Raw genomic sequence first — 16,442 nt, 5'->3', positions numbered from 1 at the left:
CGTTAGGGTCGGGTGGGTGCCGTACCTGCTGCGTGTCGAGCTCCTCGACGTCCCCGGATCGCTGGGCCGTCTGGCCAGCGCGATCGGCGTCGCCGGTGGCGACATCGAGGCCATCGAGATCGTCGAGAAGCGGCACGACGGCACCGCCGTCGACGACGTCATGCTCGACACCGAGCCCGGCATCATGCCCGACTCGATCGTGTCGGCCTGCAACGCCATCGACGGGGTCGAGGTGGTGTGGATCAGCCGCTACGTCTCCGGCGGGCTGGTGCTCGACCTCGAGGCCATCGAGGAGCTCACCGCCGACCCGGCGCAGGCGCTCGACCGGCTGGTCCAGGTCCTCCCGGGCACCTTCCGCGTCGACTGGGCCGCCCGCGTGCACCGCTCCGACGGCGTCCAGCACGCGACGGGTGCCGCCCCGAGCGACCTCGGGTTCCTCGAGATCGAGCACGCCGTCCGCCTCGAGATGGACGACGACGCCGACAGCCAGAACCTGTACGCCGGGGCCCGCCTCGACGGCAACCAGATCGTCATCGTCGCCCGCCGCGGCGGCCCCGAGTTCCTGGACTCCGAGATCGCCCGCCTGGGCCACCTGACCGGGCTCGCCGCCTCCATCGCGCGCGGCTGAGCGGAGCTCGGGGCGGCCTGACCCGTCAGGTCCGCTCGAGCAGGAACACCGGGATCTCGCGGTCGGTCTTCTCCTGGTACTCCGCGTACGGGGCGTACTGCGCCACGGCGCGCTCCCACCACTCGGCGCGCTCCTCGCCCTCGGCGACGCGGGCGCGGTAGGTGTGCGGCTCCTGGCCGTCCTGCAGGTCGACCTCGGGGTGCGCCATGAAGTTGTGGTACCAGACCGGGTGCTCCGGGTCGCCGCCCTTCGAGGCGACGGCGGCGTACACGCCGTCCTTCTCGACCCGCATCACCGGGTTCTTGCGGAGCTTGCCGGAGCTGGCGCCGCGCGAGGTGATCACCACGATGGGCCACTCCGGGTGGTCGGGGAGGGTGTTGGCCTCCCGGCCACCGGTGGCCTCGTAGCGCTCCACCTGGTCGCGGACCCACTGGGAGGGGCTGGGCTCGTACTCGCCTTCGAGTGTCATGCCGTCCACAACATCACCCCACGGGCTCGGATTCCTCACCCGATAGCGTGCGTTGCCATGAGCGCCATCGAGGGTGTGTCCGAGACGTTCGACGCCGACGCGTGGGACGTCGTCCCGGGATTCGAGGACCTGACCGACCTCACCTACCACCGGGCGAGGGCGCACGGCACCGTCCGGATCGCCTTCGACCGGCCCGACGTGCTGAACGCCTTCCGGCCGCACACCGTCGACGAGCTGCTGCGCACCCTCGAGCACGCCCGGACGACGTCCGACGTCGGCTGCGTGATCCTCACCGGCAACGGCCCGAGCGCCAAGAACGGCAAGTGGGCCTTCTGCACCGGCGGCGACCAGCGGATCCGGGGTCGCACCGGCTACCAGTACGAGGCACCCACGTCGTCCGGGAGCGGTTCCGGCGCCGGTCCGGTCCCCGACAAGGCCCGGCTCGGCAGGCTCCACATCCTGGAGTGCCAGCGGCTGATCCGGTTCATGCCGAAGGTCGTCCTGTGCGTGGTCCCCGGCTGGACCGCCGGCGGCGGCCACAGCCTCCACGTCGTCTGCGACCTCACCCTGGCCAGCACCGAGCAGGCGCGGTTCAAGCAGACCGACGCCGACGTCGGCTCCTTCGACGGCGGCTTCGGCTCCGCCTACCTCGCTCGCCAGGTCGGGCAGAAGTTCGCCCGCGAGATCTTCTTCCTCGGCCAGGAGTACTCCGCCGAGGACGGCGTGCGGATGGGCGCCGTCAACCGTGCCGTCCCGCACGCCGAGCTCGAGGCCACCGCGCTGGAGTGGGGGCGGCTGATCAACGGCAAGTCGCCCACCGCGCAGCGGATGCTCAAGTTCTCCTTCAACGCCATCGACGACGGTCTCGTCGGCCAGCAGATCTTCGCCGGCGAGACCACCCGCCTCGCCTACATGACCGACGAGGCCGCCGAGGGCCGCGACCAGTTCCTCGAGAAGCGCGAGCCCGACTGGTCGCCGTACCCCTGGTACTACTGACCGCTGCTGCCGACCGCTACCACCGACCGGCGCCGCCTCGCCGGTGCCGCACCACCAGGCGACACGAGTGGTGGACGCCGAGGGCGCCGGTCGTGCTGCTGTACTGGTCCCATGGAGCTCACCGGACCCGAGCGCGGCCCCCACACCCTCCGGGGATGGCTGCCGTGGATCGCGGTCGGCGCGGTCATGGTCGTGCTGGCCGGCGTCGCCGTCCTCACGTTGTTCCTCAGCGACGCGAAGAGCGCCGAGGAGGCCGAGAACGTCGACGACGTCGCGGGCCTGGCGGTCGAGGCGGCCGAGGAGCTCGACATCGGGGCCGGGATCGACCTGCTCTGCGAGGCGCCGATCGACCTCTACCGGCAGACCCTGGAGACCATGATCAACGACGCGCGCGAGCGCTCGGGCACCGTCGACCCGGCGGTCGACTACGCCGTCAGCGACGTGTCCGACGGTGCGACCGGGTCGTTCGTCGTGGAGGCGTCCAGCAGCGAGGAGGGCCTGGAGGGCCAGGACCTCGAGGTGCGGGTCTTCGTGGAGGAGAAGGACGGTCGGTCCTGCATCTCCGGGATCGGCGACGTCGACGACGAGGAGGAGCAGATCCGGATCTCCGGCGGCGGGTACACCGGCGCCCGGCCGCCGTCGCCCTCGCCGTCCGCGACCCCGTCGACGGAGTGAGCGCCGGAGCCCCGCCGACCCGCCTGCCGGGACACCTCGTCGGAGGAGCCGTGGTCGCGGTGGCCGCCGCCGCCTCCTGGTACGTCGCCCGCGGCGCCGGCGTCGACGGTGTCGGGCTGGCGCGGTTCCTGCTCGACCACGGCGCCGTCCCGTACGCCGCGGGCCTCGGCTGGGTGCTGGCGGCGCCGGGCGTGCTCGGGGTCGCGCTGCTCGCGCGTCGTTGGTCGCCCTGGCCCTGGGTGGTCGCGGTCACCGTGCACCTGGCGGTGCTGCTCGCCCTCGCCCTCCGGCTCCGGCACCTCGTGCCGGACGTCGTGGGTGCGACGCTGGGCGCCCACACGGTGCTCGGTCTCGCGTCGGTCGCCGTCGTCGTCGCCGAGAGGAGCCGCACGTGAGCCGCTGGGAGCAGATCGCCCGCGCCGCGGGAGGCGACGACTACGGCCGCTGGTACGCCGAGCGGTTCCACCAGATGACCGAGCGCGGCGAGGACGTCCACGGCGAGGCGAGGTTCCTCGCCCGCCTCGTCGAGCCGCCGGCGTCCGTGCTCGACGCCGGCTGCGGCACCGGGCGGATCGCGTCGCGGCTGGCCGACCTCGGTCACGAGGTCGTCGGCCTGGACGTCGACCCGGTGATGCTCGAGGAGGCCCGGCTGTCCGCGCCGGCGTTGACCTGGCACCTCGCGGACCTGGCCGCCTTCGACCTGGGGCGCACCTTCGACGTCGTGCTCGTGGCCGGCAACACCCTCCCGCTGCTCGAGGACGGCGCGCTGGGTCGGGCGTGCACCCGGCTCGCCGCCCACGTGGCGCCCGGCGGGCTGCTGGTCTGCGGGTTCGGCCTCGACGCGGCGCACCTGCCCGAGGGGTGCCCGCCGACGCCGTACGCGGAGGTCGACGCGGCGATGAGCGCTGCCGGGTTGGGTGAGGTCGAGCGCTGGTCGTCGTGGGACCGCGACCCGGTCGAGGCCGACCCCGGCTACGTCGTCACGGTGCACGAGGCCCGACGGCACGACGCCTGAGACCGTCGCGACCGGTGACCGCCCTCACGTGGGAGGCTGGGGTCCATGAGGGTCGTGGTGCTGACGGGAGCCGGGATCTCCGCGGAGAGCGGGGTGCCGACCTTCCGGGACGCCGACGGGCTCTGGGAGGGCCACCGGGTCGAGGACGTCGCGACGCCCGAGGCCTACGAGGCCCAGCCGTCCGTCGTCCAGGCCTTCTACGACGCCCGTCGCGCCGCCCTCGCCACCGTCGAGCCCAACCCCGCGCACGTCGCCCTCGCGCGTCTCGAGGCGGCGCTGGGGGACCGGCTGTTCCTCGTCACCCAGAACATCGACGACCTCCACGAGCGGGGCGGGTCCCGGCACGTGCATCACATGCACGGCGAGCTGCGCTCCGCGCTGTGCCGCGGTTGCGACCAGCACGTCCCGTGGACCGGAGACCTGGGCGACTTCCCGCCGTGCCCGGGGTGCGGGGTCGCCGAGCTGCGGCCCGACGTCGTGTGGTTCGGCGAGGTGCCCTACGGCATGGACCAGATCCAGGTCGCCCTGCAGCGCGCCGACGTGTTCGTCTCGATCGGCACCTCGGGGGCGGTCTACCCCGCCGCGGGGTTCGTGCAGTTCGCCGGCCGGTACGGCGCCCGCACGATCGAGCTCAACCTGCAGCCGAGCGAGGGCACCGAGTACTTCGACGACGCCCGGCACGGTCCGGCGGGCGTGCTGGTGCCGGCCTGGGTCGACGAGGTCCTGGCGACCCTCGAGCCCGCCTGAACCTGTCCACGCCCGGTCCGCGCGGCCCCGACGGCCCCCGCGGTCGCGACGGTCGGCTCAGGGGCAGGGGTTCGCGCTGCCCTGCTCGACGGTGCCGGCGCACGTCCGGCCCTCCAGGAGTCGCGCGCGGAACCAGGCGAGCGTCTCGTCGTCGGGTCGACGGGCGCGGTTGCCGGGCCACAGCAGGTTCTCGTCGTAGTCGCGGCCGCGGTAGAACTCGCTGCGGATCAGCGACCCGTCGTGCCGGTAGTACTCGACGTAGCTGTTTCGTCCTGAGCGGTACATCGCCCACGTCGGCACGCGTCCCGGGTTGCGGCCGGCCTCCTTGAGGAGGTCCTCCGAGTGCTCGTTCTCGAGCTCGTAGAACGTGCCGGTCCGGCGCTCGTCGTCCAGCAGCGAGTGCCCGTCGACGAGGTGGTCGGGCGTCAGGCCGAGGAGGTCGTAGACCGTCGGCGCGACGTCGATCAGGCCGACCGGGCGGGTGTCGACGACGCCCTCCCCGAACGCCGACGGCAGCCAGGCCAGCATCGGCACGTCCATCGCCGCGCCGTACGGGTCGCCCTTGGTCTCCCACCCGTTCTCGCCGAGGTGGTAGCCGTTGTCGCTGACGAAGAGGATCGCGGTGTCCTCGAGCTCGCCGAGGTCGCGGAGCAGGTCGAAGGTCTTGCCCATCTCGTCGTCGACGTCGTACATCGAGCGGGTGCGCGCCTCGTAGCGCCGCTCGTAGAAGCTCCGCGGTCGCAGCTGCTGCTGGTAGATCGGCAGCTTGTCGCTGGTGTCGGTCTCGGGCCGCCAGCGGAAGGGCGGCACGGGGCGGTCGCGGTTGGCCTCGGTCGGGATCGGGTCGCGCTGGACGAGCTTCTCCATGGAGTTGTCGGTGTGGGGGGCCTTGAAGGCGGCGTAGGCGTAGAACGGCCGCTCACCGCCGGCGTGGTCGGCGATGAACGAGCGGAGGAACTGCCCGGTGCGGGTGGTGGTGTGGACGCCGTCGGTCTGCACCTCGGGCTGCTGGGTCTCGTCGTTCCACAGCGGGTAGCCGTAGTACTTCGAGCCCTCCCAGAAGTCGGAGGTCAGGAACCCGCTCGACCTCTCGCCGGACTCGAAGAGCCACGAGCTGATCCCGTTGAAGTACTTCCCGGTGCCGTAGGTGTCCCAGCCGGCCTCGGTGAGCTGGTGCTGCAGGGTGTCCTCGACCCGCAGCCGGTCGGCGTCGATCTGCCGGGTGACGCCGCTGTTGTGGCCCATCTGCGCGGTCTGCAGCACCGCGCGCGACGGGCAGCAGGCCGGGCTGGTGACGGTGGCGTTCTCGTAGCAGCGGCCCCGGTCGCGCAGCAGCGCGCTGGTCCGCGGCAGGAAGCGCGGCAGCTCCTCGCACGAGATGTCGCTGGCGTCGTCGACCACCACGACCACGACGTTGCGGTCGGACGCCGGCAGCGGTCGCCCGTCGTCGGTGCCCGTCGTGGTGCCCGTCGTGGCGTCGGTCGGATCGAGGGTCGCGGCCCGGAACCGGTCGGCCCCCTCGGGGTGCTCCTGGCTGCACGCCACGGTGCCCAGGAGGGTCATCAGCAGCGCGCAGAGGAGCAGCTTCGACTTCAAGAAGGGAGCATCCGATCCGTGCGCGGGAGCGGCCCAGGCTACGTTCCGGGCCGCCCCGACTCCATTCGAGGACGCCGAGCGCTCAGCCCAGGAGCGCGCCGGCGTGCGGCGGCAGCACCAGGACGCCGTCGGCGAGCTCGGCCCCCGACGCGGTCGCGGCGAGCACCTCGGACTGGGCCACCTCGAGGCGCGCCGGCGTCTCGCCCAGGTTGAGCGCGACCAGCAGGGCGCCGCGGTGCAGCCGGAGCACCCGGGCGTCCTCGTCGACCTCGACCCGGTTGCGGGAGAACGCCGGGTCGGTCAGCTCGGGCCGGGTCCGGCGCAGCGTGGCGAGGGTGCGGTAGAGCGCGAGCATCCGGGCGCCGCGCCCCGACTCCGCCTCGGTCCAGTCGAGCTTGGAGCGGGTGAACGTCTCGGGCTCCTGCGGGTCGGGGACGACGGCCGGGTCCCACCCCATCCGCTCGAACTCGGCGATCCGGCCCTGGGCCGTGGCCAGGCCCAGCTCCGGCTCCGGGTGCGAGGTGAAGAACTGGAACGGCGTCGACGCCGCCCACTCCTCGCCCTGGAAGAGCATCGGCGTGAACGGCCCGGCGAGGGTCAGCAGCGCCGCGCAGCCGAGCTGGTCGTCGTCGAGGACCTCCGTGATCCGGTCGCCGATCGCGCGGTTGCCGATCTGGTCGTGGTTCTGGCTGCACACCACGAGGCGCCAGGTCGGCATCGCGGCGGTGTCGACCGGGCCGCCGTGGTCGCGCTCGCGGAAGGAGCTGAACGTGCCGTCGTGGAAGAAGCCGCGCTCGATCACCTTGGCCAGCGCGCCGAGCGGCTCGAAGTCGGCGTAGTAGCCGGTCGTCTCGCGCGTGAGCGCCACGTGGACCGCGTGGTGGAAGTCGTCGCTCCACTGCGCGTCGAGGCCGTAGCCGCCGGCCTCGCGGGGGGTGATCAGCTTCGGGTCGTTGAGGTCGGACTCCGCGATCAGCGTCAGCGGCCGGCGCTGGTGCGCCGAGAGCGCTGCCACCTCGACGGCCATCTCCTCGAGCAGGTGGGTGGCCGAGTCGTCCTGCAACGCGTGCACGGCGTCCAGCCGCAGCCCGTCGACGTGGTAGTCGTCGAGCCACATCCGCACGTTGTCGAGGATCAGCCGGCGCACCTCCGCGGCGTCGTCGCCGTCGAGGTTGACCAGGTCGCCCCAGGTGTTGCGGCCCTGCTTGAGGTAGGGCCCGAACTCGGGCAGGTAGTTCCCCGAGGGACCGAGGTGGTTGTAGACGACGTCCTGGATCACGCCGAGGCCCGCGGCGTGGGCGCCGTCGACGAAGCGCTGGTAGGCCTCGGGCCCGCCGTAGGTCTCGTCGACCGCGAACCAGGCGACCCCGTCGTAGCCCCAGTTGTGGGTGCCGTTGAAGGAGTTGACCGGCATCAGCTCGACGAGGTCGACGCCGATGGACCGCAGGTGGTCGAGCCGGCCGAGCGCGGCGTCCAGGGTGCCCTCGGGCGTGAAGGTGCCGAGGTGCAGCTCGTAGATCACCGCGCCGGCCAGCTGACGACCCGTCCACGTGTCGTCGCTCCACGAGAAGCTCTCGGGGCGGTGGGTTCGCGAGCGCTGGTGGACGCCCGCCGGCTGGCGCCGCGACCGCGGGTCGGGTCGGGGCGCGTCCGTGTCGTCGATGAGGTAGCCGTAGTCGACGTCTCCCTTCGCCGGGTCGGGGGTGGGCTCGGACGGGGTCCACCACCCGCCGTCCGTCTGGTGCATCTGCACCGTCGCACTGCCCACCGACAGTCGCAGGCGCCGGGCCGCGGGGGCCCACACGTCGAAGGGTCCGCGGGCCGGGCGGGGAGCCGTGGTGGCGGTCATCGGTCGTCCTCCTGGACGAGCAGCGCCACGGGGTGGGTGGCGAGCAGGTCGGCCAGCCGGCCGTCGGTCGGGGTGTCGGTGAGCGCGTCGCGCCAGGCGCCGGGCGGGAGCCGCAGGGTCGTGTCGCCCCACCCGCCGCGGGCGGCGAGCCCGACGGGCAGCCGGGTGGCGACCGTGACGACCCCGCCGCGGTCGAACGCGACGACGTGCGCGGCGGCGTCGCCGTCGGCCTCCACGCCGGCGTACGTCGTGAACAGCTCGGGCCGGTCGCGGCGCAGTCGCAGCGCGGTGCTGGTGACCAGCAGCTTCGCGCGGGCCGGGTGGTCGAGGTCGGGGTCGGCGAGCAGCGCCGCGCGCAGGTCGAAGTCGACCGCGCGCCGGTTGTCGGGGTCGACCAGCGACTGCTCCCACAGCTCGGAGCCCTGGTAGACGTCGGGCACGCCGGGCACGGTCAGCGCGATCGCCTTGGCGGCCAGCGCGTTCGACCAACCGGGCTCGACCACGGCGGCGAGCAGCCCGTCGAGGAGGTCGCGCACCTCGGCGTCGTCGAAGGCCGCGTCGACCGCGGCGTGCACGCCGGCCTCGAAGGCCTCGTCGGGCTCGGTCCACGTGGTGTGGTCGCCGGCCTCGCGCATCGCCTTCTCGGCGTAGGCGTGCAGCCGCGGACGCAGGTCGGCGTCGTCGGCGTCCCACGCCCCGAGGACGGCCTGCCACAGCAGCGGGGCGAAGTGCTCGGAGGCGATCGGGGCGGCGGCGTGCAGCCGGGAGAACGCCTCGGTCCAGAGGGCGGGGAGCTCGGAGAGTACGGTGATCCGGGCGCGGACGTCCTCGCCGCGCTTGGTGTCGTGGGTCGACAGCGTGGTCATGGCGTGCGGCCAGGCCGACTGTCGGTGGGCCATGGCAGCGTGCAGCTCGTCGACGCCCAGCGAGAAGTGGCTCGGGTCGCCGCCGACCTCGTTGAGCGAGGTCAGCCGGTTGTAGCGGTAGAAGACGGTGTCCTCCACGCCCTTGGCCATCGTCGCGCCGCTGGTCTGCTCGAACCGGCGCGAGGCGGGCTCGGCCGGGTCGGCGAGCACCCGCGCCACGGCGTCCAGGGTGTCGGCAAGGTCGGGCCGGCGCTCCCGTGCGGTCGCGGTCGCGGCCTCGAGGGTCGCGAGCCCGTCGGGCACGTAGGACCGGTAGACCGGGAAGCACGCGACCAGCTCGGCCACGGCGTCCTCGATCACCTCGGCGTCGAGCAGGACGTCGCCCGGGGTGACGTCGCCGGCGACGAGGGACGCCGGGAGCTCGCGCACGACGCGGCGCACCTCGGAGCGGAGCATGTGCGTGGCCCACCAGCGCTTCGCGTCGTGGACGAGCCCGGGGTAGTGGAGGCCGGACCCCGGGAGCACCCACTCGGCCGCGGGGTCGGTGAGCACCCGGTCGATCTGGCCGAGGACGTCGTACCCGGTGGTGCCGGCCGTCGCCCACGACGACGGGAGCTCCTCCCCGGGCTCGAGGATCTTCTCGACGAGGACGTAGGCGCCCCCCGTGAGGGCGGCCAGCTCGTCGAGGTAGGGACCCGGGTCGCGCAGGCCGTCGGGGTGGTCGACGCGCAGGCCGTCGACGAGCCCCTCGTCGAACCAGCGCTTGATCTCCACGTGGCTCTCGTCGAAGACCCACGGGACCTCGAGGCGCAGGCCGGCGAGGGTGTTGACCGCGAAGAAGCGCCGGTAGTTCAGCCCGTCGTCGGCCGCCGTCCAGTGCGTCAGCTCGTAGTGCTGCTCGTCGAGCGTCGTCGTGCCGGGCGCGACCGGGAAGGCGTGGTCGTGGTAGCGGAAGACGTCGGCCTCCGCGTCGTGGACGACGGCGTCGGTGCCGTCGTCGCCCAGCACCGGGATCCGGACCCGTCCGCTCGCGACGTCCCAGTCGACGTCGAACGCCTCCGCGTAGCGCGAGCCGCGCCCGTGGGTCAGCAGGTCCCACCACCAGGCGTTGGCGTTCGGGGTCGCGACGCCGACGTGGTTGGGCACGATGTCGACGAGGACGCCGAGCCCGAGCCGGCGCGCCTCGGCCACCAGGACGTCGAGGCCCTCGCGGCCGCCGCGGGCCGGGTCGACCCGGTCGTGCGCGACGACGTCGTAGCCGTGGTCGGAGCCGGGCTCGGCCTCGAGCAGCGGCGACAGGTAGACCCAGTCGACGCCGAGGTCACGCAGGTAGGGCAGTCGCGTGGCCGCCTCGTGCAGGTCGAACGACGCCCGCACCTGGAGCCGGTAGGTGTTGGTGGGGGTGCGCACGTCAGACGTTCCGGCCCTGGGCCACCGACGCCGCCACGGACGCCGCGACGGAGTGGTCGGGCTCGGCCTCCGGCTCGCGGTGCTCGCGCAGCACGAGCAGGCTGCTGCTCTCCATGTGGAACATCGATCCGGCCGGGCAGGTCTCGGAGGCGTCGGCCGACCCACCGGTGTTGATGACGACGTCCCAGGCCTCGGAGTACTCCTCGGGCGGCAGGGTGATGTCGGCCGGCCCGTCGGCGTTGAAGTACAGCAGGAAGTGCTCGTCGGTGATGGTGGCGCCGCGGGCGTCCTTGCCGGCGATCCCGTTGCCGTTGAGGTACATCCCGATCGCCTGCGAACCACCGTCCCAGTCGTCGTGCTCCATCGGGTGGCCGTCGAGGTGCAGCCAGACGATGTCGTTGAGCCGGTCCTCGCCGGCCTGGCCGATGCGCACCGTGGACCCGGTGAAGAACCGCTTGCGGCGGAACGTCGGGTGCGAGTGCCGCAGCTGGATCACCGCGGCGGTGAACTCCATCAGCGGCCGGTCGACGTTGACCCAGTCCATCCAGGCGATCTCGGAGTCCTGGGCGTAGGTGTTGTTGTTGCCGTCCTGGGTGCGGCCGAGCTCGTCGCCGTGCAGCAGCATCGGGACGCCCTGGCTGAGGAGCAGCGTGGCCAGCAGGTTGCGCTGGGCGCGCGAGCGCAGCGCGAGGATCTCCGGGTCGTCGGTGGGACCCTCCGCGCCGTGGTTGTAGGAGCGGTTGTGGCTCTCGCCGTCGCGGCTGTCCTCGCCGTTGGCCTCGTTGTGCTTCTCGTTGTAGGAGACGAGGTCGCGCATGGTGAAGCCGTCGTGGGCGGTGACGAAGTTGATGCTCGCCACCGGACGTCGTCCGGAGTGCTCGTAGAGGTCGGAGGAGCCGGCGACGCGGGAGGCGAACTCGCCCAGGGCGGGCTCGCCGCGCCAGAAGTCGCGGACGACGTCGCGGTAGGCGCCGTTCCACTCGGTCCACTGCGGCGGGAAGCCGCCGACCTGGTAGCCGCCGGGGCCGATGTCCCAGGGCTCGGCGATCAGCTTGACCTGCGAGACCACCGGGTCCTGCTGCACGAGCTCGAAGAACGCCGCGAGCCGGTCGACCTCGTAGAACTCGCGGGCGAGCGTGGAGGCCAGGTCGAAGCGGAAGCCGTCGACGTGCATCTCGGTGACCCAGTAGCGCAGGGAGTCCATGATGAGCTGCAGGGCGTGCGGGTTGCCGACGTTGAGGGAGTTCCCGGTGCCGGTGTAGTCCATGTAGAACTTCTGGTCGTCCTCGACCGTCCGGTAGTAGGCCTGGTTGTCGATGCCGCGCATGCTCAGCGTCGGGCCGAGGTGGTTGCCCTCGGCGGTGTGGTTGTAGACGACGTCGAGGATGACCTCGATGCCGGCGGCGTGCATCGCCTTGACCATGCCCTTGAACTCCTGGACCTGCTGGCCCAGCTGCCCCGGTCCACCGGTGGCGGCGTAGTCGGCGTGCGGCGCGAAGAACGCCAGCGTGTTGTAGCCCCAGTAGTTGCGCAGGCCCCGGTCGAGCAGGGTGCTGTCCTGGATGAACTGGTGCACCGGCATCAGCTCGATCGCGGTGATGCCCAGGTGCTTGAGGTGCTCGGTGATCGCGGGGTGCGCCAGGCCGGCGTACGTGCCGCGCAGCTCCTCGGGGACGTCGGGGTGCTGCTGCGTCATCCCCTTGACGTGCGCCTCGTAGATGACCGACTCGTTGTAGGGGATGTTGAGCAGGCGGTCACCCTCCCAGTCGAAGAACGGGTTGATGACGACGCCGTGCGTCATGTGGCCGGCGGAGTCCTCGTCGTTGCGGGAGTCCTCGTCGCCGAAGGTGTAGCCGAACAGGCTCTGGTCCCAGTCGATCTCGCCGGCGGTCGCCTTGGCGTAGGGGTCGAGGAGGAGCTTGTTGGGGTTGCAGCGCAGGCCACGCTCGGGGTCGTGCGGGCCGTGCACGCGGTAGCCGTAGCGCTGGCCGGGCTGCACCTGCGGCAGGTAGCAGTGCCACACGAACGCGTCGACCTCGGTGAGCCGGACCCGCGTCTCGTGGCCGTCGGTGTCGAAGAGGCACAGCTCGACCTGCTCGGCCACCTCGCTGAACAGGGCGAAGTTGGTGCCTGTGCCGTCGAACGTGGCCCCCAGCGGGTAGGGATGTCCGGGCCAGATCGGACCGTCGATGACGTCGATCGGCGTCGTCGGGTGCTCGCTCACGGTGCCTCCAGTGGTGTTTGGAACGATCCAAGCACACCGACCCCGTTCTCCGGGATCCTCCCGAGGGGTGCCCGCGTCAGGTAGAACATGCCTGTGACCGCATCCTTCCCCACCCCCGGCGACTCGATCGGCCGGTTCCGGGTGATCGCCCAGCTCGGGGCCGGCGGCATGGGTGTCGTGTACGACGCCCTGGAGGTCAACCTCGAACGCCGGGTGGCGCTGAAGGTGATCTCCCCGCAGCTCGCCGGCGACCCCGACTTCCGCGCGCGCTTCGCCAGCGAGGCGCGTGCCCTGGCCTCCCTCGACTCGCCCCACGTCGTGCAGGTTTACGCCCACGGCGAGGAGGACGGCTACCTCTACATCGCCACCCAGCTGATCCCGGACGGCGACCTCGGCCAGATGCTCACGCGTTGGGGTCCGCCGCCGCTCGGCAAGGCGCTCGAGCTGATCGAGCAGGTCGCCAGTGGTCTCCACGACGCCCACACCGCGGGCTTCGTGCACCGCGACATCAAGCCCGGCAACGTCCTGGTCCGCCGTCGCGGCGCCGACACCGTCCAGGCCTACCTCGGTGACTTCGGCATCGCCCGCCGGATCGACGCGGAGGTCACCCGGATCGGCAGCGTGGTCGCCGGCACGCCGTCGTACATGGCGCCCGAGCTGCACTCCGGCGCGCAGGCCGGCCTCTCGACCGACATCTACTCCCTCGGGTGCCTGCTCTGGGTCGCGCTCACCGGCCAGCCGCCGTACTCCGGCGCGACCGAGTTCGAGATCGCCGGCGCCCACATGACCAGCCCGGTACCGCAGCTGCCCACGGTCTCGCCGATGACCGAGGCGCTCAACCGCGCGCTGCGGGTCTCGATGGCCAAGGAGCCGGGGCACCGCTACCGCTCCGCGCTGGCCCTGCGCGACGACCTGCGCGAGTGCCTGCGGATGACCGACGACCCGACGTTCGGGGTGCACGCGGCGACGCTCAGCGGGTCCGCCCCCACGCAGCTGGGCGGCGGCGCACCGCACGTCTCCCGGACGCCGACGCCGTCGGTGCCCCCGTCGTCCCCAGCGTCCCCGTCGTCCACGTCGTCCTGGTCATCGGTCCCGTCCTCGCCCGGGCCGTCCGGCGTCCCCCGCCACCTCGCGGCCTCGTCACCGACGGCCGCGCCGCCGTCCGGACCGCCCAGCGGGTACGGCGCCCCGCCCCGGTCCTCGGGCGGCTCGTCGGGCGGGTCCGCGCGCGGGTCGCGACGGGGCCTGTGGATCGGGCTGTCGGCCGCCGCCGTCGCGATCATCATCGGCGGCGGGGCCGCGATCGTCGCCGGCACCGGGGGCGACGACGACAACGGCGGCGGGGGCGGCGCCGGCGGCGGGGGCGGTGGTGGAGCGAGCGGTCGCTCCGCCGAGTCCCAGGAGTTCCTCGACTCCGACGCCGACGCGATCCTCCTGGCCGCGGAGAAGGACATGCGGGTGCTCGACTCGGTGAGGATGTCCGGCACCGTCGACCAGGACGGGCAGCCCGGGGGCGTCGAGATGACGATCACCTCGGCGGGCGACTGCGACGGCGAGCTGAGCATCGGCGACGGCACCGCCCAGCTCCGGCGGATCGACGGCGAGGCGTGGCTGCGCCCCGACCGGGCCTTCCTCGAGGCGAGCAACACCGACGGCTCGGTCGACGTCGACCTCTTCATGACCCTGATCGGCGACAAGTGGCTCAAGGCCGACGCGACGCAGTCCGACGACTTCGCCGACCTCTGCGACCTCGACGAGCTGCTCGAGGGCGACGGCGGCACCAGCGACGGCGAGGCCGCCAAGGGCGAGGTCACCGAGATCGAGGGCCAGGAGGTCGTCGCGATCACCACGGCCGACGGCTCCGACACCACGGTGGCGCAGGTGCGGCTCGAGGCGCCGCACTACGTGCTCCGTCTCGAGAACGAGGCCGACAACGGTCGCTTCGACCTCAGCGGCTTCGACGAGCCCTTCACCGCCGAGGCGCCGCCGGCCGACGAGGTCATCGACCCGGCCGACTTCACCGGCTAGTGCCGGTTACCGCTCGGTAGCCGGCGCAGTACGCTCGGCCCCATGAAGCGCGAGATCTACGGCGAGGACCACGAGGCGTTCCGCGCCTCGGTCAAGGAGTTCCTGGACCGGTCGGTGGTGCCCCACGTCGAGCAGCACGCCGCCGAGAAGGCGCTGCCGCGCGCCTTCTGGACCGAGGCCGGCGCGCAGGGCTTCCTCGGCCTCGAGATCCCCGACCAGTACGGCGGCTCGCGCGACCTGGCCGAGGGCGACTACCGGTTCAACGCGGTGCTCCTGGAGGAGCTCTCCAAGGTGAACGCGGCGCTGGGCTCGTGCGTCGGCATCCACGCCGACATCGTCGCGCCGTACCTCGTCGAGCTGACCACCGAGGAGCAGCGGGCGCGGTGGCTGCCGGGCGTCGCGTCCGGCGAGATCCTGACCGCCATCGGCATGACCGAGCCGAGCGGCGGCTCCGACCTCGCCGCACTCCGGTCGAGCGCGGTGCGCGACGGCGACGGCTGGGTGGTCAACGGCTCGAAGACCTTCATCACCAACGGCTACTCCGCCGACCTCGTCGTCACGGCCGTGCGCACCGCCCCGGAGAAGAAGGCCAAGGGCATCACGCTCTTCGCGATCCCCGCCGACGCCGAGGGCTTCAGCCGTGGCCGCAAGCTCGACAAGGTCGGCCAGGACGAGTCCGACACCGCGGAGCTCTTCCTCGACAACGTCCGGCTCACCGACGACGACATCGTGGGCGAGCTCGACCGGGGCTTCATCCACATGATGCAGAACCTGCCGCAGGAGCGGCTCGGCTGCGCGATCTCCAACCTCGCCCACGCCCGGCAGATCCTCGGCGAGACGCTGGTCTACGCGCAGGAGCGGACGGCGTTCGGGGCCGGCATCGGCACCTTCCAGCACAACAAGTTCCTGCTCGCCGAGCTGTTCACCCAGGTCGACGTCACCCAGGCCTACGTCGACGCGTGCGTCGTCGCCCACGCCCGCCAGGAGCTCACCCCGGTCGACGCCGCCAAGGCCAAGTGGTGGACCTCGCAGGTGCAGAACGACATCCTCGACCACTGCGTGCAGCTGCACGGTGGCTACGGCTTCATGAACGAGTACCGCGTCGCCCGGGCCTGGCGCGACGCCCGCGTCTCGAAGATCTGGGCGGGGTCGAACGAGATCATGAAGGAGCTCATCGGCCGCGACCTCGGCCTGTGAGCACGCCCGTGAACCAGCCCGCGACCCTGCGTCCACTCACCCACGCCGACCTCGACTGGGCCGTCGAGGCCGCCCGCGCCCGCCGGGCCGCCCTGGCCCCGCACGCCCCGCGCTTCTGGCGTCCGGCGGCCGACGCAACCGAGCGGCACCGGGCCTTCCTCGCGCACCTGGTCGACGACGCCGCCACGCTCACCCTGCGCACCGACCACGGCTACGTCGTCGCCGTGCCCGGCGAGCGACGCCGGGTCGTCGACGACCTGGTGGTCTCCGGGCCGGCCTGGGAGAGCGAGGGGACGGCCCTGCTCGGCGCCGTCCTGGACGCCGGCCAGCCGGTCCGGCTCGCCGCACCCGCCGCCGAGCCCGAGCGGAAGGCCTGTGCCGAGGCGCTCGGCCTCACCGTCACCGAGGTCTGGTGGCACCGCGACCTGCCGCTCGTCCAGGTGCGCGGCGAGGGCGGCAAGGTGCGCCTCGACGCTCCGGGCGCCAGCGGCACCCTCGTGCCGGCGCCACCGGTCCACGACCCGGGCGGGTCGGTCCTCCTGGTCACCTCGGTCGACACCGCCGCCGCACTGGCCGCCGTCGAGGCGGAGGCGGCCGAGCGGGGCGCGACGGTCTCGGTCGTCACCCAGCGCCCCGACGACCTGATGCGCGAGCTGCTGCTGGTCGAGGCCGGGCACCGCGTCACGACGTACTTCCTCGAAGGCTCCCGCTGAGTCCCTTGTGGTCCTCCCGGCCGACGGAC

General features: G+C 72.6%; 14 protein-coding genes. 9 read left to right on the top strand and 5 right to left on the bottom strand.

Annotated features, from left to right (window positions below; translation table 11 throughout):
- The first annotated feature begins 16 nt into the window (after positions 1-16).
- Positions 17-628 (top strand): amino acid-binding protein, encoded by a 612-nt coding sequence (locus E4623_RS18110; protein WP_134767958.1) that lies wholly within the window; start codon positions 17-19, stop codon positions 626-628.
- A 25-nt stretch (positions 629-653) separates the two neighbouring features.
- On the opposite strand, the gene E4623_RS18105 is transcribed toward E4623_RS18110, so the two are convergent.
- Positions 654-1,097, bottom strand: a complete 444-nt coding sequence (locus tag E4623_RS18105) for a nitroreductase family deazaflavin-dependent oxidoreductase (protein ID WP_134767957.1) — start codon at positions 1,095-1,097, stop codon at positions 654-656.
- A gap of 57 nt (positions 1,098-1,154) precedes the next feature.
- On the opposite strand from E4623_RS18105, the gene E4623_RS18100 reads away from it, so the two are divergent.
- The 5 genes from E4623_RS18100 (at position 1,155) to E4623_RS18080 (ending at position 4,530) form a co-directional block, all read left to right on the top strand.
- Positions 1,155-2,093, top strand: coding sequence for a 1,4-dihydroxy-2-naphthoyl-CoA synthase (locus tag E4623_RS18100; RefSeq protein WP_134767956.1), 939 nt, complete (start codon positions 1,155-1,157; stop codon positions 2,091-2,093).
- Positions 2,094-2,204: 111 nt separating this feature from the next.
- On the top strand, positions 2,205-2,768 hold the full coding sequence (locus E4623_RS18095) for a hypothetical protein (RefSeq protein WP_134767955.1): 564 nt from the start codon (positions 2,205-2,207) through the stop codon (positions 2,766-2,768).
- On the top strand, positions 2,765-3,163 hold the full coding sequence (locus E4623_RS18090; protein ID WP_134767954.1) for a hypothetical protein: 399 nt from the start codon (positions 2,765-2,767) through the stop codon (positions 3,161-3,163). The genes E4623_RS18095 and E4623_RS18090 overlap by 4 nt, the downstream gene beginning before the upstream one ends.
- Positions 3,160-3,783 carry a class I SAM-dependent methyltransferase gene (locus tag E4623_RS18085; RefSeq protein WP_245155161.1) on the top strand — a complete coding sequence of 208 codons (624 nt, stop codon included), beginning with the start codon at positions 3,160-3,162 and terminating at the stop codon, positions 3,781-3,783. Before E4623_RS18090 ends, E4623_RS18085 begins: the two co-directional genes overlap by 4 nt.
- 45 nt (positions 3,784-3,828) lie before the next feature.
- Positions 3,829-4,530 (top strand): NAD-dependent deacylase, encoded by a 702-nt coding sequence (locus tag E4623_RS18080; protein ID WP_209020745.1) that lies wholly within the window; start codon positions 3,829-3,831, stop codon positions 4,528-4,530.
- A 57-nt stretch (positions 4,531-4,587) separates the two neighbouring features.
- On the opposite strand, the gene E4623_RS18075 is transcribed toward E4623_RS18080, so the two are convergent.
- The 4 genes from E4623_RS18075 to glgX form a co-directional block, all read right to left on the bottom strand.
- The gene (locus E4623_RS18075) at positions 4,588-6,126 is read right to left on the bottom strand and encodes a sulfatase-like hydrolase/transferase (RefSeq protein ID WP_134767952.1); all 1,539 of its coding nucleotides are present in this window, start codon (positions 6,124-6,126) and stop codon (positions 4,588-4,590) included.
- A gap of 82 nt (positions 6,127-6,208) precedes the next feature.
- Positions 6,209-7,975, bottom strand: coding sequence for a malto-oligosyltrehalose trehalohydrolase (gene treZ / locus E4623_RS18070; RefSeq protein ID WP_134767951.1), 1,767 nt, complete (start codon positions 7,973-7,975; stop codon positions 6,209-6,211).
- Positions 7,972-10,251 (bottom strand): malto-oligosyltrehalose synthase, encoded by a 2,280-nt coding sequence (treY, locus tag E4623_RS18065; RefSeq protein ID WP_134767950.1) that lies wholly within the window; start codon positions 10,249-10,251, stop codon positions 7,972-7,974. The genes treZ and treY overlap by 4 nt, the downstream gene beginning before the upstream one ends.
- Position 10,252: 1 nt before the next feature.
- On the bottom strand, positions 10,253-12,475 hold the full coding sequence (glgX, locus tag E4623_RS18060) for a glycogen debranching protein GlgX (protein ID WP_167736741.1): 2,223 nt from the start codon (positions 12,473-12,475) through the stop codon (positions 10,253-10,255).
- 93 nt (positions 12,476-12,568) lie between these two features.
- On the opposite strand from glgX, the gene E4623_RS18055 reads away from it, so the two are divergent.
- Genes E4623_RS18055 through E4623_RS18045 form a run of 3 tightly spaced genes read left to right on the top strand, consistent with a single transcriptional unit; the run spans position 12,569 to position 16,413 of the window.
- A complete protein-coding gene (locus E4623_RS18055; protein WP_167736739.1) occupies positions 12,569-14,503 on the top strand; it encodes a serine/threonine-protein kinase in 1,935 nt (644 codons plus the stop codon).
- A gap of 42 nt (positions 14,504-14,545) precedes the next feature.
- The gene (locus tag E4623_RS18050; protein WP_134767948.1) at positions 14,546-15,700 is read left to right on the top strand and encodes an acyl-CoA dehydrogenase family protein; all 1,155 of its coding nucleotides are present in this window, start codon (positions 14,546-14,548) and stop codon (positions 15,698-15,700) included.
- 8 nt (positions 15,701-15,708) lie between these two features.
- Positions 15,709-16,413, top strand: a complete 705-nt coding sequence (locus E4623_RS18045; RefSeq protein WP_167736737.1) for a hypothetical protein — start codon at positions 15,709-15,711, stop codon at positions 16,411-16,413.
- Positions 16,414-16,442 lie beyond the last annotated feature (29 nt).

The organism is Nocardioides sp. 1609, from assembly GCF_004522105.1.
In the GTDB taxonomy this organism is placed as follows: domain Bacteria; phylum Actinomycetota; class Actinomycetes; order Propionibacteriales; family Nocardioidaceae; genus Nocardioides.
The sequence above is the reverse complement of the archived record's forward strand: the minus strand, read 5'-3'. Positions and strand labels throughout refer to the sequence as shown.